The sequence below is a fragment of the Sphingomonas sp. Leaf30 genome, from assembly GCF_001422525.1.
Taxonomy (GTDB): domain Bacteria; phylum Pseudomonadota; class Alphaproteobacteria; order Sphingomonadales; family Sphingomonadaceae; genus Sphingomonas; species Sphingomonas aerolata.
Genome location: NZ_LMKZ01000002.1, coordinates 515,256 through 531,157 on the forward strand (window position 1 = coordinate 515,256; position 15,902 = coordinate 531,157).

The window sequence follows — 15,902 nt, forward strand, 5'->3', positions numbered from 1 at the left end:
TCGCCTCAAACCTCATCGAGCCGCCCTTTCAACGCGATCATCGCACGATAGGCCTGCCGCAGGTCGCTTTCGACGGTGCTGAGGCTCACGCCCATCTCGTCCGCGATCGCACGTTGGGCGACCCCGTCGATCCGGTGGCGGCGAAACACCGCCGCGGCGCGTTCGCCGATCGCCTCCAGGGCGCGCGCTGCCATCCGCGCCTCTTCGCGCGCGATCAGCACGCGCTCACCCGATGGTGCATCGGACTGGCCCGCGACCGTGGCACCGACCGCGTCGCTCCAGTCATGATCGCGTCTGGCGGCCTGCCGGACCGCGCGATGACGGTCGAGCATGAGATTGTGCGCCGCGCGGTACAGATAGGCCAGCGGCGCGGCGATCGGTCCGCCGCGCGGCGTCCGCACACGAATCCAGAGCTCGTGCAAAAGGTCTTCCGCCGCATCCCCCGCGCCATGCGCCGACAGAAAGCGGAGCAGCGTATCGCGATTGGCGAGGAAAACGGCCTCCAGACCCTGCGTGTCCATCCGTCGCCTATACCGTAAGAGAAAACGTCACGACCATGGCGGACGCTCGGCCGCAGGCGGCGCGCGTTAGCCCCTCACGGATGCGCGCGCCCTTGCCGCGGTGTTGCCTCAGCCTGCAACGTCGACCGGATTCGTGGCGATGATCGTCGGTCGCGCGGCGGCGAGATCGCGTGACGCCACGCCCAGTGCCTTGAAATGGTCGGACGCCATGTGCGCCTGAACCGCGGCATCGTCGACATACAGCTCGTTGAACACGAAACGCCGGTCGCCATCGGCCTCGCGCCACAGATCGTAGTGGAGCACCCCCGGTTCATTACGCGACGCCGCGGCGCAGATGCGGGCGGCGTCAATGAACGCCTCCTCATGGCCGGGCTTGACGGAAACGAACGCAATGACCTTCACGGGCATATCGACCTCCTGGGCGTGATTTCGCCACAGCCTGTGCGCGCCCGGCGGATGGCGCGCAACCCCGCGGCCGTGTCAGACGCCCAGTTCCGCCATCGTCACGACCCGGTGCTCGCGCGCGCTGATCTCCGCCGCGGTACCGATCGCGACCGCGCGTAGACCATCTTCCGCGGTGACCTGCACCGGTCCCTCGCCGCGCACGGCGGCGGCAAAAGCGGCGTGCTGATAATAGGTTGCGCCTTCGTGCGAGCCTGCGGCCCGGGCCGCCGGATCGACCGAGACATGACTGCGCTCGACCGCCTTGGGGTTGAGAAATCCGACCCGTGGCGAATAGACGAGCTCGCCGGCAGGAATCAGCACGTCGAGCCGCGCCGCATCGCCCGTCGCCGACATCTCCTCCTGATTCTCCGCACCATCAGCGAACATGCTGAGATCGAGCATCGCCCGCACGCCGTTCGCGAAATCGACCGTCGTATAGCTGTTGTCGATGATGTCCGGGCGCTCGCCGTCATAAAGTTCGTTGAGATGGTTCACGTCCATCGCGCCCGAGCAATGGACGCGCACCGCTTCCGACCCGACGATCAGCCGCATCAGATCGAAGAAGTGACAGCATTTCTCCACCATCGTGCCGCCGGTGTTCCGGGCAAACCGGTTCCAGTCGCCGACCTTGGGCAGGAAGGGAAAGCGGTGCTCGCGGATCGACAGCATCTGCAACCGGCCGACCCGGCCCGCCTGGACCTGCTCGATAAAGGCGGCTGCGGGCGGCATGAAACGATACTCCATCCCGGTCCAGAACGGCTTGGCGTGTGCGGCGGCACGATCGACGATCCACCGCGCATCGTCGATCGTCGTCGCCAGCGGCTTCTCGCACAGGATCGCGGCGTCCATCGCGAACAGCTGATCGAGCACGTCGCGGTGCGTATTGTTCGGCGACGCGATGACGATCGCGTCGACATCGGCCCGCTTCGCAAACGCCTCGACCGAGTCGAACCGCGCGACGCCATCGGCCCGGTCGCCGAGCGCCTCGGTCGCCCAGTCGATCGAGGTCGCGACCGGATCCGCGATCGCGACGACCTCCGCACCGGGCAGGATCGCCAGGTTGCGGATGTGTTCGACGCCCATCATGCCCGTTCCGACGACACCGTATCTGATCGTGGCTACCAAGCTGTCTATCCCTATGCCATGAGCCGTCGGCATGACGACGATCCGCCTTTCCAACGACCTTCGCCCGCTCGGCAAGAGCGAAATCCTTGTTTCGCCGATAGCCTGGGGCATGTGGCGGCTGGCCGGAGAAACCGCGCCGGTCCGCGCGATGATCGACGCGGCGCTGGGTGCGGGGATCAACTTCTTCGACACCGCCGACATCTATGGCTGCGACGTCCCGGCGGGCTTCGGCTCGGCGGAGGCGCTGTTCGGTCGCGCGCTGGCCGAGGACCGCAGCCTGCGCGCAAACATGGTGATCGCGACCAAGGCGGGCATCCGTCCCGGCATCCCGTATAATTCCAGTGCAGAGTATCTAGCCGACGCCCTCGATGCGTCGCTGACGCGGATGGCGATCGACCAGGTCGACCTGTACCAGATTCACCGCCGCGATTTCATGACCCATCCGCAGGAGGTCGCCGAGGCGCTGACGCGCATGGTCGACGCAGGCAAGGTGCGCAGCCTCGGCGTCTCGAACTACAGCGTCCACGAATTCGCGGCGTTGCAGGCGTTTCTCGGCCAGCCGATCGTCAGCACCCAGCCCGAGTTTTCGCCGCTCCAGACCACCCCCCTGTTCGATGGCACGCTCGATCAGGCGATGGCGCACGACGTCGCGGTGATGGCGTGGTCGCCGCTTGGCGGGGGCCGGCTGGCGCAGGGCGATCATCCGGCGGCAACGCTGCTCGCCGAGCATGGCGCGCGCTACGGCGTCGACGCCGCGACCGCGACCCTCGCCTGGATCATGGCGCATCCGGCGCGGATCATCCCGATCGTCGGCTCGCAGACCCCGGCACGGATCGCAGCGTCGGCCGATGCGTACAAGGTCGCGTGGACCCGCAGCGAATGGTATGCGGTGCTGCAGGCCGGCATGGGTGTCTCGTTGCCATGATCGATCCGTCGGCAAGCCTCCCGCCCTGCGAGATCAGCTGGTTTTCGGCGCTGTGCGATGATGATTACGAGTTTCTCGGCGTCCCCGACCCTGCGCTGAAATCGAGCTGGGAGCATTGCCGCGACATCGTGATGCAGGCCGAGACGGCGGGATACGACAACATCCTGCTACCCTCGGGCTATACGCTCGGCATCGACACGACCGCGTTCGCCGCGGGCATCGCACCGATGCTCAAGAGATTGCGGTTGCTGATGGCGGTACGGATCGGCGAAAGCTGGCCGCCGCAGCTCGCCCGGCAGATTGCGACGATCGACCAGATGCTCGGCGGCCGGCTGGCGATCAACATCATTTCGAGCGACCTGCCCGGCGAAACGCTCGCGAGCGCGCCACGCTATGCGCGCACCGTCGAGGCGATGCACATCCTGCGCACGCTGCTCGACGGCAAGCCGCTCGACCATGACGGCGACTTCTGGAAGCTGAAGCTCGATCCTCCCCGGACGACCACCGTGTCGGGGCGCTGTCCCGCGCTTTATTTCGGTGGCCTGTCCGAGGCGGCGCGGGAAGCCGCGGCGACCAATGCCGACGTCTATCTGATGTGGCCCGACACGATGGACGGCGTTCGTGCGATCATCGCCGACCTGCGTGCCCGCGCCGCACGTTACGGCCGCACGCTGCGCTTCGGCTACCGTGTCCATGTTGTCGTCCGCGACACCGAGGCCGAAGCCCGCGCCGCGGCCGATCGTCTGCTGTCAAAGCTCGACGATGCCGAGGGCCAGGCGATCCGCGCGCGTTCGCTCGATTCGCAGTCCGCCGGCGTCCGTCGCCAGGCCGAACTGCGTGAGGGATCCGACGACGGCTATGCCGAAGCCAATCTGTGGACCGGGATCGGCCGCGCACGGTCGGGATGCGGGGCTGCGATCGTCGGCGATCCGGATCAGGTGCTCGCCAAGCTCAACGCCTACCGGGCCGAAGGAATCGATGCGTTCATCCTGTCGGGCTATCCGCACGCCGCCGAGGCCGACCTGTTCGCCCGCCACGTGCTGCCGCGGATCGAGCATGGTCCCTTGGTCGTCTAGGACGCAGGCCTGGCCGCTGCGACCGACTGAAATCAAATAACCGACGCGGACAAGAGAAACTGGCTCGCATCCATCGTCCTCTCGTCCATGCTGGCCCGCTATGACTTTGCCCATCAAGACCGTCGCGCAACTCAGCGCCCGTGGCCGCACATTGCTGTTCGCGCTGGTCGTCACCGCCGGCATCCTCAACCTCGTCGACCGCCAGATCATCGCCGTGCTGAAGCCGACGATCGCCGCCGATCTCGGCTGGAGTGACGATGATTACGGGACGCTCGCCGCCTGGTTCCAGGGCGGCGCGGCGTTCGCGTTCCTGTTCACCGGCTGGATCGTCGACAAGCTCGGGGTGAAATGGGCGAACCCGATCGGTGTCGCGGCGTGGAGCATCGCCGCGATGGCGCATGGCTGGGCACGATCGATGACCGAGTTCGTGATGATCCGCGTCAGCCTGGGCGCGACCGAGGCGATGGGCACGCCGACCGGGATCAAGACGATCGCGTCGGTGCTGCCCAAGAACTGGCGGTCGAGCGGGTTCGGCGCGACCAATGCTGCCAACAGCATCGGTGCGATTCTGGCGCCGCTGGCCATTCCGGGGGTCGCGCTGCTCGTCGGCTGGCGGGGGACGTTCGTCATCGCAGGCGCGCTCGGGCTCGTCTGGGCGGCGGTCTGGCTGATCGCAACCCGCCGCCTGCGCTTTACCTCGCAGCCCGTGGGCCCAGCAGATGCCGCGGCACCGGTCGGCGAATACGGCCCGATCCTGCGCAACCGCCAGACCTGGGCGATCGCGGTCGCCAAGATCCTGTCCGACGCGACCTGGTGGCTGATGCTCTTCTGGCTGCCCGACTTCTTCCACCGCCAATATGGGCTGAGCGGGGTCGCGCTCGGCGTCCCACTCGCGATTGCCTATGGTGGCGCTGCGGTCGGCTCGCTGCTCGGCGGCGGCGTGGCGACCCGGTTGCTGAGCCTGGGATACAGCGTCAACGCGGTGCGCAAGGGCATATTGCTGGTTGCCGCGCTTTGCGTCCTGCCCGTTCCGCTCGTGCTTTACGTCGGCAGCTATCCCGTCACGATCGCGCTGATGGCGCTGACGCTCGCCGCGCACCAGGCGTTCTCGACCAACCTGTTCGCGCTGATCGCCGACGTCGTCCCGCAGGACAAGCTTGGCCGGGTCACCGCGTTCGGCTCGTTCAGCGGCAATGTCGGTGGTATGGTGATCGCCAAGGTCGCCGGCCTCGTCCTGACCGCCGGGCTCGGCTACCTGCCGCTGTTTCTGTTCGCCAGCGTCTCCTATCTGCTCGCGGTCGGCTGGATCCAGCTGCTGCTGCCGCGGTTGCGCCCGGTCGAGGGGCACTAAAGCTGATACGATGCGGCTGCATCCAGATCTATATACCCATCGGCTGAATGGGATTTAAAAGACGACATCATCTTCGGGAGGGATATCATGATCGATCCACGCCATGTGGCGCTGCTGGCCGGCACCGCGCTTGCGACCCTGGCCGCGCCGGCATTCGCTCAGGACACGGCCGCGGCGCCGGCAGTCGCGCCGCCCAAGGCGGCGACGCCTGCCGCCGACACCGGCGAAGACGTCGTCGTCACCGCGCGCTTTCGCAACGAAAGCCTGCAGTCCGTACCGATCGCGATCACCGCCGTCAGCGGGCAGTCGCTCGCCGAACGCCAGTTGAACACCGTCGAGAACATCGCCGCGACGATCCCCGCGGTCGGCTTTCGCAGCGGTGCGTCGAACAAGGACCGAACGATCTTCATTCGCGGCGTCGGCACGATCACCACTTCGCCGGGCGTCGAGCCGTCGGTGTCGACCGTGCTCGACGGCGTTGTCCTCACCCGCCCCGGCCAGTCGACGCTCGACCTGGGCGAGGTCGAGCGGATCGAGGTGCTGCGTGGTCCACAGGGCACGTTGTTCGGCAAGAACGCGTCGGCGGGCGTCGTCAACATCGTCACGCGCAATCCGACCGACGAGTTCCGGATGTTCGGCGAAGCGGGCGTCACGTCGGACGAGGAATACCGGATCAAGGCCGGCATCTCGGGCGCGCTCGTGCCCGGCAAGGTCCAGGCGCTGATCGGCGGCCTTTACGACGACTTCAAGGGCAATGTCCGCAACGTCACGCGCAACGACGACGTCAACGGCTATCGACGCTACGGTGCGCGCGGCAAGCTGGTGATCACGCCGTCGGACGCGCTCAAGTTCACGATTATCGGCGACTATCTCAATTCGCGCGATACCACCCCGACCAGCGTCTATGCCAGCACCAGCCGGACCGCCTACCCCACCGGCACCGTCACCAATTCGCCCGACCTGGCTGCCGCGCTTACGGCAAGTGGCATCGGTGCGAACGCCAGCAACCGCCGCACGAACAACGATACGATCACCGACGTGCGCGACGAAAATTACGGCGGCTCGTTCACGGGTGACCTGACGCTCGGCGACTATCACCTCACCTCGATCACCGGCTGGCGGCAGTGGTTGAACACGCAGCGTCAGGATTATGACAGCGTCGCCGCGCTATCGACCGCCTTCCCGTCCGGCCAGGACACGGGGCGGGTGAACACCAAGCAGTTCTCGGAGGAGCTGCGGCTCACATCGCCCAAGGGTGGGCTGATCGATTACGTGCTCGGCGCCTATTATCTCCACGCCACCACCGACGAGACCTATCAGCGGACGCTGACGTCGCTCGCCGCTGGTGGTGCACGCAGCACGACGACGGGCGTCGCGAACTACGGCATCACCAACGACAATTTCGCGCTGTTCGGCGAGGCCAACGTCAATTTCACCCCGCGCTTCCGCGGTATCGCGGGCTATCGTTCGACCTGGGACAGCCTGGATTTTTACCATGTCCGCACGTCGAGCGCGGATCCCCTCAATACCGGCGCAGCGGCGCTCGATCGACCCGGGGTGCGCGCCTATCACAATGCCAGCGACGGGCTCGATCGGCGTGGCGACAGCTACCGGCTGGGTCTCCAATATGACATCGGCGATCACGCGCAGACCTATTTCACCTATTCGCGCGGCTATAAGGGGCCGGCGTATAACGTGTATTTCAACATGCGGTCGCTCAACGCCACGACGCCGCTCGACGAGGTCCCGCTGAGCCCGGAGACGTCAAACTCCTATGAAGTCGGGTTGAAGGGCAGCACCGCGGACCGCGCGCTGAGCTACAGCCTGGCCGCATTCACGACGAACTTCGACGGGTATCAGGCAAGCTTCAACGACGTCGTCGCGGGCGCGCAGGTGAGCCGCCTGATCAACGCGGGCTCGGTGCGCTCGCGCGGGGCGGAGGCGGACGTGACGCTGCGCCCGACCAAGGGGCTGACGCTCGACATCTCGGCCGCCTATACCGACGCCACGGTGCGCAATTTCCTCTGCCCGCCGGGTGCGCCGACGAGCTGCAACATCGACGGCCAGCCACTCCCCTATGCACCCAAGATTAAGCTCTATGAGAATGCGGCGTACCGCTTCGCGCTCAGCGACAGCCTAGCACTCGAACTGCAGAGCGACGTGACGTTCAGCAGCAAGGTGCAATATGCGCTGGCGCAGACGCCGAGCACCGTGCAGCCCGCCTATGCGATCTGGAATGCGAGCGTCGCCCTGCTCAGCGACCAGTCGGGCTGGCAGTTGCGCGCCTATGTGAAGAACCTGACGAACACCTCCTATTCGTCATTCCTGACCGCGGGGACGTTCGCAGGGACGGTCCGGTTCGTCCCGCGTGACGACCAGCGCTACGCTGGCCTGCTGCTGCGCAAGGACTTCTGACCGCCACCGGGCGCGGCGGGCCGGATGGACGCGCGGTTCACCTGATCAGCCGCGCGGCGGCCTTGCGTGCGGTCGCACCATAGGGTGGCTTCAGGCCAGCCAGTTTGGCGACGTCGAACCGCGCCTGCCGGAAGACCGCACGGGCATGGCTGAACGTGCGGAACCCGTCTGCGCCGTGATAGGCGCCCATGCCCGACGGGCCGATGCCGCCGAACGGCAGATCCTCCATCGACACGTGGAGGATCACGTCGTCGAGGCTGACGCCACCCGACACGGTTCGATCGAGCAACCGGCGACGCTCGTCCGCATCGCTGCCGAAGTGATAAAGGGCAAGCGGCCGGTCGCGGCGATTGATCTGGCCGATTGCGTCGTCGATATCGTCATAGCGACGGATCGGCAGGACCGGACCAAAGATCTCTTCCTGCATCACGATCATATCGTCGGTCGCATCGCGGACGATGTGGAGCGGCATCTTGCGCGTGTTCGCACCGCTCAGGTCCTCGCCCGCCGGATTGACGATCTCGACCCGCGCGCCCTTGGCCCGGGCATCGTCGAGCCAGTCGTTCAACCGCGCCATGTGACGGTCGCTGACCAGCGACGTATAGTCCGGGTTGTCGAGCAATGTCGGATACATCGCGCTCGCCGCCGCGGTCAGCCCGGCCACCACCGCAGCCTCGTCCGCGTCGCGGACCAGCATGTAATCGGGCGCGAGACAGATCTGGCCGGCATTCAGCATCTTGCCAAGCGCCACCCGCTCCGTCGCGCGTGCGATATCCGTCCCGTCACCGATCACCACTGGCGACTTGCCGCCCAGCTCCAATGTCACGGGGACGAGATTGTCAGCGGCAGCGTGGAGGATATGGCGCCCGATCCCTGTCGCGCCGGTGAAGAGCAGATGGTCGAACGGCAGGCTGGCGAACGCCTTGCCGACCTCCGGACCGCCCCCGACAAAAGCCAGTTCGTCCGCCGCGAAATACCGCCCGACGAGCTCCTCGAACAGCGCGCCCGTGACCGGGGTGTATTCGCTGGTCTTGACGATCGCACGGTTGCCGGCCGCGAAGATGCCCGCAAGCGGCGCCATGATAAGGTTGACCGGGAAATTCCACGGCGCGATCACCCCGACCACGCCCTTGGGCTGATATTCGACCCAGGCCTTCGCGCCGAGCAGCCCGAGTGGGAACTGGACCGCGCGCCGCTCCGGCTTCGCCCAGCGGTCGAGATGCTTGATCGCATGGGTGATCGGCCCGATCGATCCGGCGATGTCGGTGATCATCGATTGCTCGCGGCTCCGGTGCCCGAAATCCTCCGACAGCGCGTCGCAGAACCGTGTGGCGGACTCGCGGATCATCGCCGCGGCCCGTTTCAGCCGGTCCTTGCGGACCGACAGCGGCTCGGGCATCGCCGCCATCGATGCCGCGCGTTGCGCCGCCAGGATCGCCGTCATGTCGGTCATCGCCATCTCCCATCCGGCGCACCCGCCCGGCCCGGTTCCAATACCAGCGTCATGCCGCCTGCGCCTGCCGCTTCGCAAGCGGGTTGCATACCGCCCATGCGACATCGACGAGATGATAGAACGGCTCACCCTCCTTCCTGAAATGGGGTCCGCGCGACCTGGCGCTCGCGGGCGGTTATTCCAGGCGCGCCGGAGGCTTGGCGTGACCTGTCGGCGCATTCTATGCGTCGGCAGATGACGCATATGAAAGAGAACGACCATGCGGCCTCCACGCCGCCTCGCCATCTGGCCGCGCGTGCAGCCGGCCTCGCGCTCGGTGTGGTGGCCGGTCTTGTGCTGTTTGCCAGGCTCGCGGCGAACCGCGTGGAACGCCGCGTGCCCGCCGACGGCAGGTTTATCGATATCGACGGGCGACGCGTGCATTATCTCGAAAGTGGAACGGGCCCGGCGATCGTGATGATCCACGGGCTTGGCGGGCAGATGCGTAACTTCGGCTATGCGTTGCTCGACCGACTGCGTGCGGATCACCGCGTGATCCTGATCGACCGCCCGGGCTCGGGCTATTCAGCGCCGATCGCGCAGGCCAATATCCGTGCACAAGCCGCGCATGTTGCGGCGTTCATCACCGCGATGGGGCTCGACCGGCCGCTCGTCGTCGGCCACTCGCTGGGCGGCGCGATCGCGCTCGCGCTGGCGCTCGATCATCCGCAGCAGCTCGGCGGGCTCGCACTGATCGCACCCTTGACCCAGCCGCTCGCCACCGTGCCGCAGATCGTCGCGACGCGCGCTATTGGTACGCGCGCGATGCGCAGCGCGCTGGCATGGACGGTCGCCACGCCTGCGGCGCTGCTCGCGCGACCCAGCGGCGCGCGGATGGTCTTCGCACCCGATCCGGTACCCGACGATTTCGCCACGCGCGGCGGCGGCGCGCTGATCGGTCGCCCATCGGCCTTTGCCGGAGCAGCGGCAGATCTCGCCGCGGCAAATGCCGATCTGCCGGCCATGGTCGCGCGCTATCCCTCACTGTCCGTTCCAACCGCGATCCTTTTCGGACGCGACGACGCAGTGCTCGATCCGTTGGCGCACGGCCAGGGTCTCGCCGACGCCTATCCCGGCGCAGCGCTCACGCTGGTCGCGGGCGGCCACATGATCCCCGTGACACGACCCGATGACGTGGTCGCATGGCTTTCCACGCTGACCAAGCCGGGAGCCCCCGTCTGAGGCGCTCGCAAACCGTCAGCTGCGATACCGGGCCTCGACGAGGTCGAGCTCACGGACCAGCTTGCGGATCGTCGCACTGCCGATCCGGCGATCGCGCGCGAGATCGACGATCGTGCTGCGTTCGGCCTGGAGCGCGACGAGCTTGAAGTCCCGCTCGATCCGGTCCTGCACCCGCGCGGCCGCGGACGCCTTGGCAGAACCGCTGCGGCTGTCGATCCGGTCGCGATAGATGTCCATCACCCGGCCACCCGCCGCCGCATAGAAATCGCCGTCGCCCATCCGTTCGGCCAGCTCATGCTGCGACCGCTCGACCGCGCGGATCGCCGCTTCCGCCGCCGCGACCCGCGCCGCGTCCTCTTCCGCCAGCAACGACGGCTCGGGCGGCATCGTCAGGCCGTTGAGGAGGATCGGCAAGCCGACGCTCGCCAGCACCAGCGACACGATGATCACCCCCGCGGCGAGGAATATGGCAAGGTCGCGCGCCGGAAACGCGGTGCCGTCGTCGAGCACGAGCGGGATCGTCAGGACACCTGCCAGCGTGATCGCCCCGCGGACACCCGCCAGCGACATCGCCGCGACCACCCGCCAGTCCGGGCTGTGGACCGTCACCCCGTCACGATAGCGTCGACGCAGCAACGTCAGCCGCAGCGATACCCAGACCCAGACGAACCGCAGCGCGGCGAGCCCGGCGACGATCGCGAGGACATAGGCAGCTAGCCAGAGAGTGCTGTCATGCCCCGTCATCTTGACCGTCGTCCTGGCACCCGCAAGGATCGCCGGCAGCTGTTCGCCGAGCAGCACGAAGATGATGCCGTTGAGCGCGAACTGGATCGTGTCCCACACCGAGTTGCGCCGCATCCGCGTATTGGGCAGCGCCTGACGCGATATCTCGGCATAGGTCATCGTCACGCCCGCCGCGACGGCCGCGAGGATCCCCGACGCGTGGAGATGTTCGGCGAGCAGATAGGAACCGAATGGGATCAGCAAGCTGACGAGGATCTGCGACCCCGATTCCTCACCGAACCGCCGCGATACCCATGCTTTGGCGCGCGTAACCGCGAGCGTCAGGCCGACGCCCACGACGATGCCTGCGCCGGCAACCCAGACGAAGTTGATCGCGGCGGAGGACGGCGAGAAGGATCCGGTCAGCGCCGCGGCGATCGCGAAGCGCAGGCAGACGAGGCCCGACGCATCGTTCAGCAGCGATTCCCCTTCGAGGATGTGCATCATCCGCTTCGGGATCGGGACGCGCGCGGCGATCGCCGAGACTGCGATAGGATCGGTCGGCGAGACGACCGCGGCGAGCGCGAACGCGACGGCGAGCGGCATCGCCGGGATCATCCAGTGGATGAACAGTCCCATGCCGATCACCGTGATCAGGACCAGCCCCAGCGCCAGTTCGACCACGGTCGAAATGTCCTTCAGCAGCTCGTCTTTCGGAATCCGCCAGCCATCGAGGAACAACAACGGTGGCAGGAACAGCAGCAGGAAGAGTTCGGGATCGAGCGCAACCCGGTACGACGTCGACAAACCGATGACCGCACCGAGCATGATCTGCACCAGAGGCGTCGGCACCGGCACGGGGAGCATTCGCGAAATGGACCCGCTCAGGACGACCGCGAGCAGGAGGAACAGAACGATCGATACAGCTTCCAAAAGATACTCCCGCTTGGCGTCAGGTCCTTCCTAACCGGCACACGCCACAAACGACACCCCCTTGGACACCACGATCGTCAGTCGACCGTCACGAGGCCGGCGGCAAAGGCGATCCGCAGCGCCTCCGACAGGCTGCGTACGCCGAGCTTGTCCATCAGATTGGCGCGGTAAATCTCGACGGTCCGCGGGCTCAAGCTCAGCGCATGCGCAATCACCTTGTTCGGCTGGCCGTCGATCAGTCCCATCAGCACGTCGGTCTCGCGCATCGAGAGCCGCGCGATCCGCTGACGCGCCGCCTGGGTCCGGTCCGCGGCCGCGGTTTCGGTTTCGAGCCGCGCAAAACCTTCGTCGACCGTGCGCAGCAGGATGTGCGGATCGCACGGCTTCTCCAGAAACTCGAGCGCGCCCGCCTTCATCGCCTCGACGGCGAGCTGCACGTCGCCCTGCCCGGTCAGGATGATCGGCGCAAAATGCGGTGCGAACGGCACAAGCTTTCGCAACACCTCAAGCCCGGTGGTTCCGGGCATATGATGGTCGAGCAGCACGATACCCGGGTCGAGGCTGCTGAGCTCGTCCAGAAACGCATCCCCGGAGCGAAAGCCGCGGATCAGCAGGTTCGGACGGGTCGACAGCAGCCCCTGCACCGATGCACGGACGGCGTCGTCATCGTCGACGACATAGACGGTACGCATCCAGACATCCTTTCACGGCTTATTCCAAACAGACATGCGGCACGGTGAAGCGAAAGCAGGCGCCACCGCCCGGGGCATTGAAGCCGACCAGCTCCCCGCCATGCGCTTCGACGATGCGGCGGCAGATCGACAGGCCGAAGCCCATGCCCCCCTCCCCCTTCGATGACGTGAAGGGCGTGAACATCCGCGACAGGATCGCATCGGGCAAGCCGGGACCATTGTCGCAGATGCTGATCTCGACGAGCGCCGCTTTGTTCAACCGCGCCTCGATGAGGACGCCGCGCGCGCCGTCGGGCGATGTCGCCAATGCTTCGAACGCGTTGCGGAGCAGGTTGACGACCACCTGCTGCACCTGGATCCGATCCGCGAGCATGAAGTCGGCGTCGGGGGACAGCGCGAAGCTCAGCTCGATATCGGCATGCTGTCCACCGGACGTCAGCAACGTGACGGCCTCACGCAGTGTCGCCTCCACGGGCTCGATCCGCATCTCGGACTCGCGCTTGGCGATGAACTCGCGAAGCCGGTGGATGATGTCTCCTGCCCGCAGGGCCTGCGTGTTCGCTGATATCAACGTGGCCTTGAGCCGGTCGCCATCCATGCCGGCGCCGCTGTCGAGGAGCAATTCGGCGGTCGTGACGAAGTTCGCGATCGCAGCGAGCGGCTGGTTGAGTTCATGCGCGAGCGCCGCAGCCATTTCGCCGACCGCGTTCAACCGGATGACCTGCATCAATTCCCGCCGGACGAGGCTCAGCCGCTCTTCCGCGGCGATCCGTTCCGAAATGTCACGGACGAACCCCGTCAGCACGCGTTCGCCGTCGACCAGCGCTTCGCCGACATGCAGCTCTACCGGGAAGCTGCTCCCGTCCGCGCGCCGCGCGGTGGTGAGCCGGCCATGACCAACGCCACGCCGATCGCCCGAGGCCGGATAACGCCGTAAATACCCCTGCTGCCACGCCTCACGCTCGCCCGGGATCAGGGTCTGCACGTTCAATCCGATCGCCTCGGCGGCGCTATAGCCGAAGATGAGTTCGGCGGCGGCGCTGAAGGAGCGGATGGCGCCGGCCTCGTCGATGACGATCATCGCGTCGGGCACGGTTTCGAGGATCGACCGCAGCTGTGCCTCGCGCACCCGAAGCGCCGCCTCGCGCTCCTCGTGCCGCGTTATGTCCAGCGTGATCCCCGTGGTCCGGACCATCGCGCCTGCCTGATCGTAGAAGCAGCGCGCAGAGCCTTCGAGGAAACGCTGCGTGCCGTTGGGCAGTCTCAATCGATAGGTGAAACTGATGCGCGGTGCGCGCATGCCGACGGTTTCGGCGATCGTGCGCTCGACCTCCGCCAGGTCGTCCGGGTCGATCAACGCCGCCCAGCTCGGATAATCGTGCAGGCTTCCCGCGGGCAGCCCCAGACGCTGCTCGGACCCTGCGGTCCAGGTCAGCGCCCCCGTTGCGATTTCCCATTCGAAGACCCCGATCTCGTGCGCACTGCTGGCGAGCGCGAGACGCTCCTCGCTCTTGCGCAGCGCGGCCTCGATCTCGAGCCGGGTGCTGATATCGGTCATCGACAGGACGAGGGCCGGCGCACGGGCCAGCTTCTCGACCCTGCGCGCCTGCTCGATCACGTGCACCGCGCTGCCGTCGCGTCGGCGCTCGATCAGTTCACGCTCGCCATCGGCATGCGGGCAGCCCGTCGCCAAGCTGCCGTCGGCGGTGCACGACGCGAGCAGTACATGCTTCTGCCTGCCGAGCGCCTCGTGCGCACGCCACCCGTATAATTCCTCGCACCCGCGCGACCAGTGGATGATCCGGTCATCGGTATCGACCAGCGCCATCGGTGCGGCGTTCAATGCCTCGGTCAGCTCGGACAACGCGGCGCGATGCCGCGCTGCGCTCCGCACCGTCCAGGTGACGAGCGCGCTGACCACCACGAAGTTCAGCGTAACGGTCATCAGTTCGCCCCAGACCGCTGACACCCCGGCAAGCTCGATGCTCGCCATTTCCACGAGCGGCGCTAGCACCGGTACGACCAGCAGCAGTGGCAGGACAAGCCGCAGCATGTGCCATTCGGGCGACCAGGCACCGGGCTCGTCCAGATCATCACTTCGCCAGGCAAGTACCGCCAGGGCCAGCAGCATCGCGCCGATCGCGGATGGCAGGGACGTCGACGACAGATGCCACCCGGTCGCATGCAGGGCCGGGAGCATCGGGATCAACAATAAGGCTGTGCTTGCAGTCACCAAACTGCCGCCTGCGAGTGCCGCCGCCAGCCGTCCATAGGAGCGGGTATTTGCCGCGGCTGCGCCGATCGCGACGGGCAATGCGACGAGTATGAGATCGGCGACAATGCCCGGCCCCGTCATCGCGCGATCAAAGGCTGTCCGGACATCGTCCGCAAACAGCCACCCATCGATTCCATGGCTCCCGGCCGGCAGGACCAGTTGGACGAACAGGCGCTCAAGACCAATGGCGATCGGCACGGCGAGCAGCGGCATGGCCCGGCGACTGGAATGTCCGCGTGACAATATCAGGGTCGCCGCCGCCATGCAGGCAAAGGCAATGCAGCCGAACGGCGGCATTGGCTCGACCAAACCGAACGTCGTCAGCACGGGAATCCGCAGCATCCACCCGATCATCGGGACCGTCGCACACGCAAAGACAGCCGCGATGCACAACCCGGCCACAGTACGGCCCGGCTGGCTCATTTTCGAAACGGAATCGTCTTGCGTTGAAGTCTCCATGCTATCCGGCAAATATATGCCAATACTGTATTATTACCTAGCTCATTGGCGAATATATTGACCCATAATGACGGGCAGTTCCACCATTATGGTCAGCTGCGAAAATGCGTCCATCCCGCGACTTCGGAACGACCCGGCGACCCGTCTCAGGATAGGCCGGCGCGCCTAAGCATCGGTAAACGTCACCAAATATCAGTGCGCGACCTGGTGCCGCGGTCGCGTCAAACCGGCACCCTGCCCCTTTGACGACGATCAATGCCGCGGTTCGCCATGACGGGCAGAGCGATGA

The 15,902-nt window shown here is 66.4% G+C and carries 13 protein-coding genes; 6 read left to right on the forward strand and 7 right to left on the reverse strand.

What is annotated here, in order from left to right:
* Nucleotides 1–5 precede the first annotated feature (5 nt).
* From ASE89_RS08990 to ASE89_RS09000, 3 genes are all read right to left on the reverse strand, one after another.
* A complete protein-coding gene (locus ASE89_RS08990; protein WP_056676261.1) occupies nt 6–521 on the reverse strand; it encodes an RNA polymerase sigma factor in 516 nt (171 codons plus the stop codon).
* A 108-nt stretch (nt 522–629) separates the two neighbouring features.
* Nucleotides 630–929: a putative quinol monooxygenase gene (locus ASE89_RS08995; RefSeq protein WP_056676264.1), complete on the reverse strand. Its 300-nt coding sequence runs from the start codon at nt 927–929 to the stop codon at nt 630–632.
* A 72-nt stretch (nt 930–1,001) separates the two neighbouring features.
* Nucleotides 1,002–2,078 (reverse strand): Gfo/Idh/MocA family protein, encoded by a 1,077-nt coding sequence (locus ASE89_RS09000; protein WP_056676512.1) that lies wholly within the window; start codon nt 2,076–2,078, stop codon nt 1,002–1,004.
* A gap of 43 nt (nt 2,079–2,121) precedes the next feature.
* On the opposite strand from ASE89_RS09000, the gene ASE89_RS09005 reads away from it, so the two are divergent.
* The 4 genes from ASE89_RS09005 (at nt 2,122) to ASE89_RS09020 (ending at nt 7,857) form a co-directional block, all read left to right on the forward strand.
* Nucleotides 2,122–3,015 (forward strand): aldo/keto reductase, encoded by an 894-nt coding sequence (locus ASE89_RS09005; protein WP_056676266.1) that lies wholly within the window; start codon nt 2,122–2,124, stop codon nt 3,013–3,015.
* Complete coding sequence (locus ASE89_RS09010; RefSeq protein WP_056676269.1) at nt 3,012–4,091, forward strand: LLM class flavin-dependent oxidoreductase; 1,080 nt, start codon at nt 3,012–3,014, stop codon at nt 4,089–4,091. Before ASE89_RS09005 ends, ASE89_RS09010 begins: the two co-directional genes overlap by 4 nt.
* Nucleotides 4,092–4,191: 100 nt before the next feature.
* Nucleotides 4,192–5,442, forward strand: a complete 1,251-nt coding sequence (locus ASE89_RS09015; protein ID WP_056676270.1) for an MFS transporter — start codon at nt 4,192–4,194, stop codon at nt 5,440–5,442.
* A gap of 87 nt (nt 5,443–5,529) precedes the next feature.
* Nucleotides 5,530–7,857 carry a TonB-dependent receptor gene (locus ASE89_RS09020; protein WP_056676271.1) on the forward strand — a complete coding sequence of 776 codons (2,328 nt, stop codon included), beginning with the start codon at nt 5,530–5,532 and terminating at the stop codon, nt 7,855–7,857.
* A 37-nt stretch (nt 7,858–7,894) separates the two neighbouring features.
* Here the strand turns inward: ASE89_RS09020 and ASE89_RS09025 are convergent, their stop codons facing one another.
* On the reverse strand, nt 7,895–9,301 hold the full coding sequence (locus ASE89_RS09025) for a coniferyl aldehyde dehydrogenase (RefSeq protein ID WP_443024342.1): 1,407 nt from the start codon (nt 9,299–9,301) through the stop codon (nt 7,895–7,897).
* 243 nt (nt 9,302–9,544) lie between these two features.
* On the opposite strand from ASE89_RS09025, the gene ASE89_RS09030 reads away from it, so the two are divergent.
* A complete protein-coding gene (locus ASE89_RS09030; RefSeq protein ID WP_236701683.1) occupies nt 9,545–10,531 on the forward strand; it encodes an alpha/beta fold hydrolase in 987 nt (328 codons plus the stop codon).
* A 15-nt stretch (nt 10,532–10,546) separates the two neighbouring features.
* Here ASE89_RS09030 and ASE89_RS09035 read toward each other — a convergent pair whose 3' ends face one another.
* From ASE89_RS09035 to ASE89_RS19695, 3 genes are all read right to left on the reverse strand, one after another.
* The gene (locus tag ASE89_RS09035) at nt 10,547–12,187 is read right to left on the reverse strand and encodes a Na+/H+ antiporter (RefSeq protein ID WP_192003193.1); all 1,641 of its coding nucleotides are present in this window, start codon (nt 12,185–12,187) and stop codon (nt 10,547–10,549) included.
* A 77-nt stretch (nt 12,188–12,264) separates the two neighbouring features.
* The gene (locus tag ASE89_RS09040) at nt 12,265–12,879 is read right to left on the reverse strand and encodes a response regulator transcription factor (RefSeq protein ID WP_031394397.1); all 615 of its coding nucleotides are present in this window, start codon (nt 12,877–12,879) and stop codon (nt 12,265–12,267) included.
* Nucleotides 12,880–12,898: 19 nt separating this feature from the next.
* On the reverse strand, nt 12,899–15,367 hold the full coding sequence (locus tag ASE89_RS19695) for a PAS domain S-box protein (protein ID WP_168427601.1): 2,469 nt from the start codon (nt 15,365–15,367) through the stop codon (nt 12,899–12,901).
* Between ASE89_RS19695 and ASE89_RS20765 the strand changes: the two genes are divergently transcribed.
* Nucleotides 15,339–15,674, forward strand: a complete 336-nt coding sequence (locus tag ASE89_RS20765; protein ID WP_168427603.1) for a hypothetical protein — start codon at nt 15,339–15,341, stop codon at nt 15,672–15,674. The two genes, ASE89_RS19695 and ASE89_RS20765, sit on opposite strands and share 29 nt — an antisense overlap.
* The last annotated feature ends 228 nt before the right edge of the window (nt 15,675–15,902 follow it).

Excerpts from the sequence above, each read along its gene's own strand:
- ASE89_RS08990 (WP_056676261.1), bottom strand. The coding sequence starts at position 521 with ATGGACACGCAGGGTCTGGAGGCCGTTTTCCTCGCCAATCGCGATACG.
- ASE89_RS08995 (WP_056676264.1), bottom strand. The coding sequence starts at position 929 with ATGCCCGTGAAGGTCATTGCGTTCGTTTCCGTCAAGCCCGGCCATGAG.
- ASE89_RS09005 (WP_056676266.1), top strand. The coding sequence starts at position 2,122 with ATGACGACGATCCGCCTTTCCAACGACCTTCGCCCGCTCGGCAAGAGC.
- ASE89_RS09010 (WP_056676269.1), top strand. The coding sequence starts at position 3,012 with ATGATCGATCCGTCGGCAAGCCTCCCGCCCTGCGAGATCAGCTGGTTT.
- ASE89_RS09015 (WP_056676270.1), top strand. The coding sequence starts at position 4,192 with ATGACTTTGCCCATCAAGACCGTCGCGCAACTCAGCGCCCGTGGCCGC.
- ASE89_RS09020 (WP_056676271.1), top strand. The coding sequence starts at position 5,530 with ATGATCGATCCACGCCATGTGGCGCTGCTGGCCGGCACCGCGCTTGCG.
- ASE89_RS09025 (WP_443024342.1), bottom strand. The coding sequence starts at position 9,301 with ATGACGGCGATCCTGGCGGCGCAACGCGCGGCATCGATGGCGGCGATG.
- ASE89_RS09030 (WP_236701683.1), top strand. The coding sequence starts at position 9,545 with ATGACGCATATGAAAGAGAACGACCATGCGGCCTCCACGCCGCCTCGC.
- ASE89_RS09040 (WP_031394397.1), bottom strand. The coding sequence starts at position 12,879 with ATGCGTACCGTCTATGTCGTCGACGATGACGACGCCGTCCGTGCATCG.
- ASE89_RS20765 (WP_168427603.1), top strand. The coding sequence starts at position 15,339 with ATGGCGATCGGCACGGCGAGCAGCGGCATGGCCCGGCGACTGGAATGT.
- ASE89_RS19695 (WP_168427601.1), bottom strand. The coding sequence starts at position 15,367 with ATGCCGCTGCTCGCCGTGCCGATCGCCATTGGTCTTGAGCGCCTGTTC.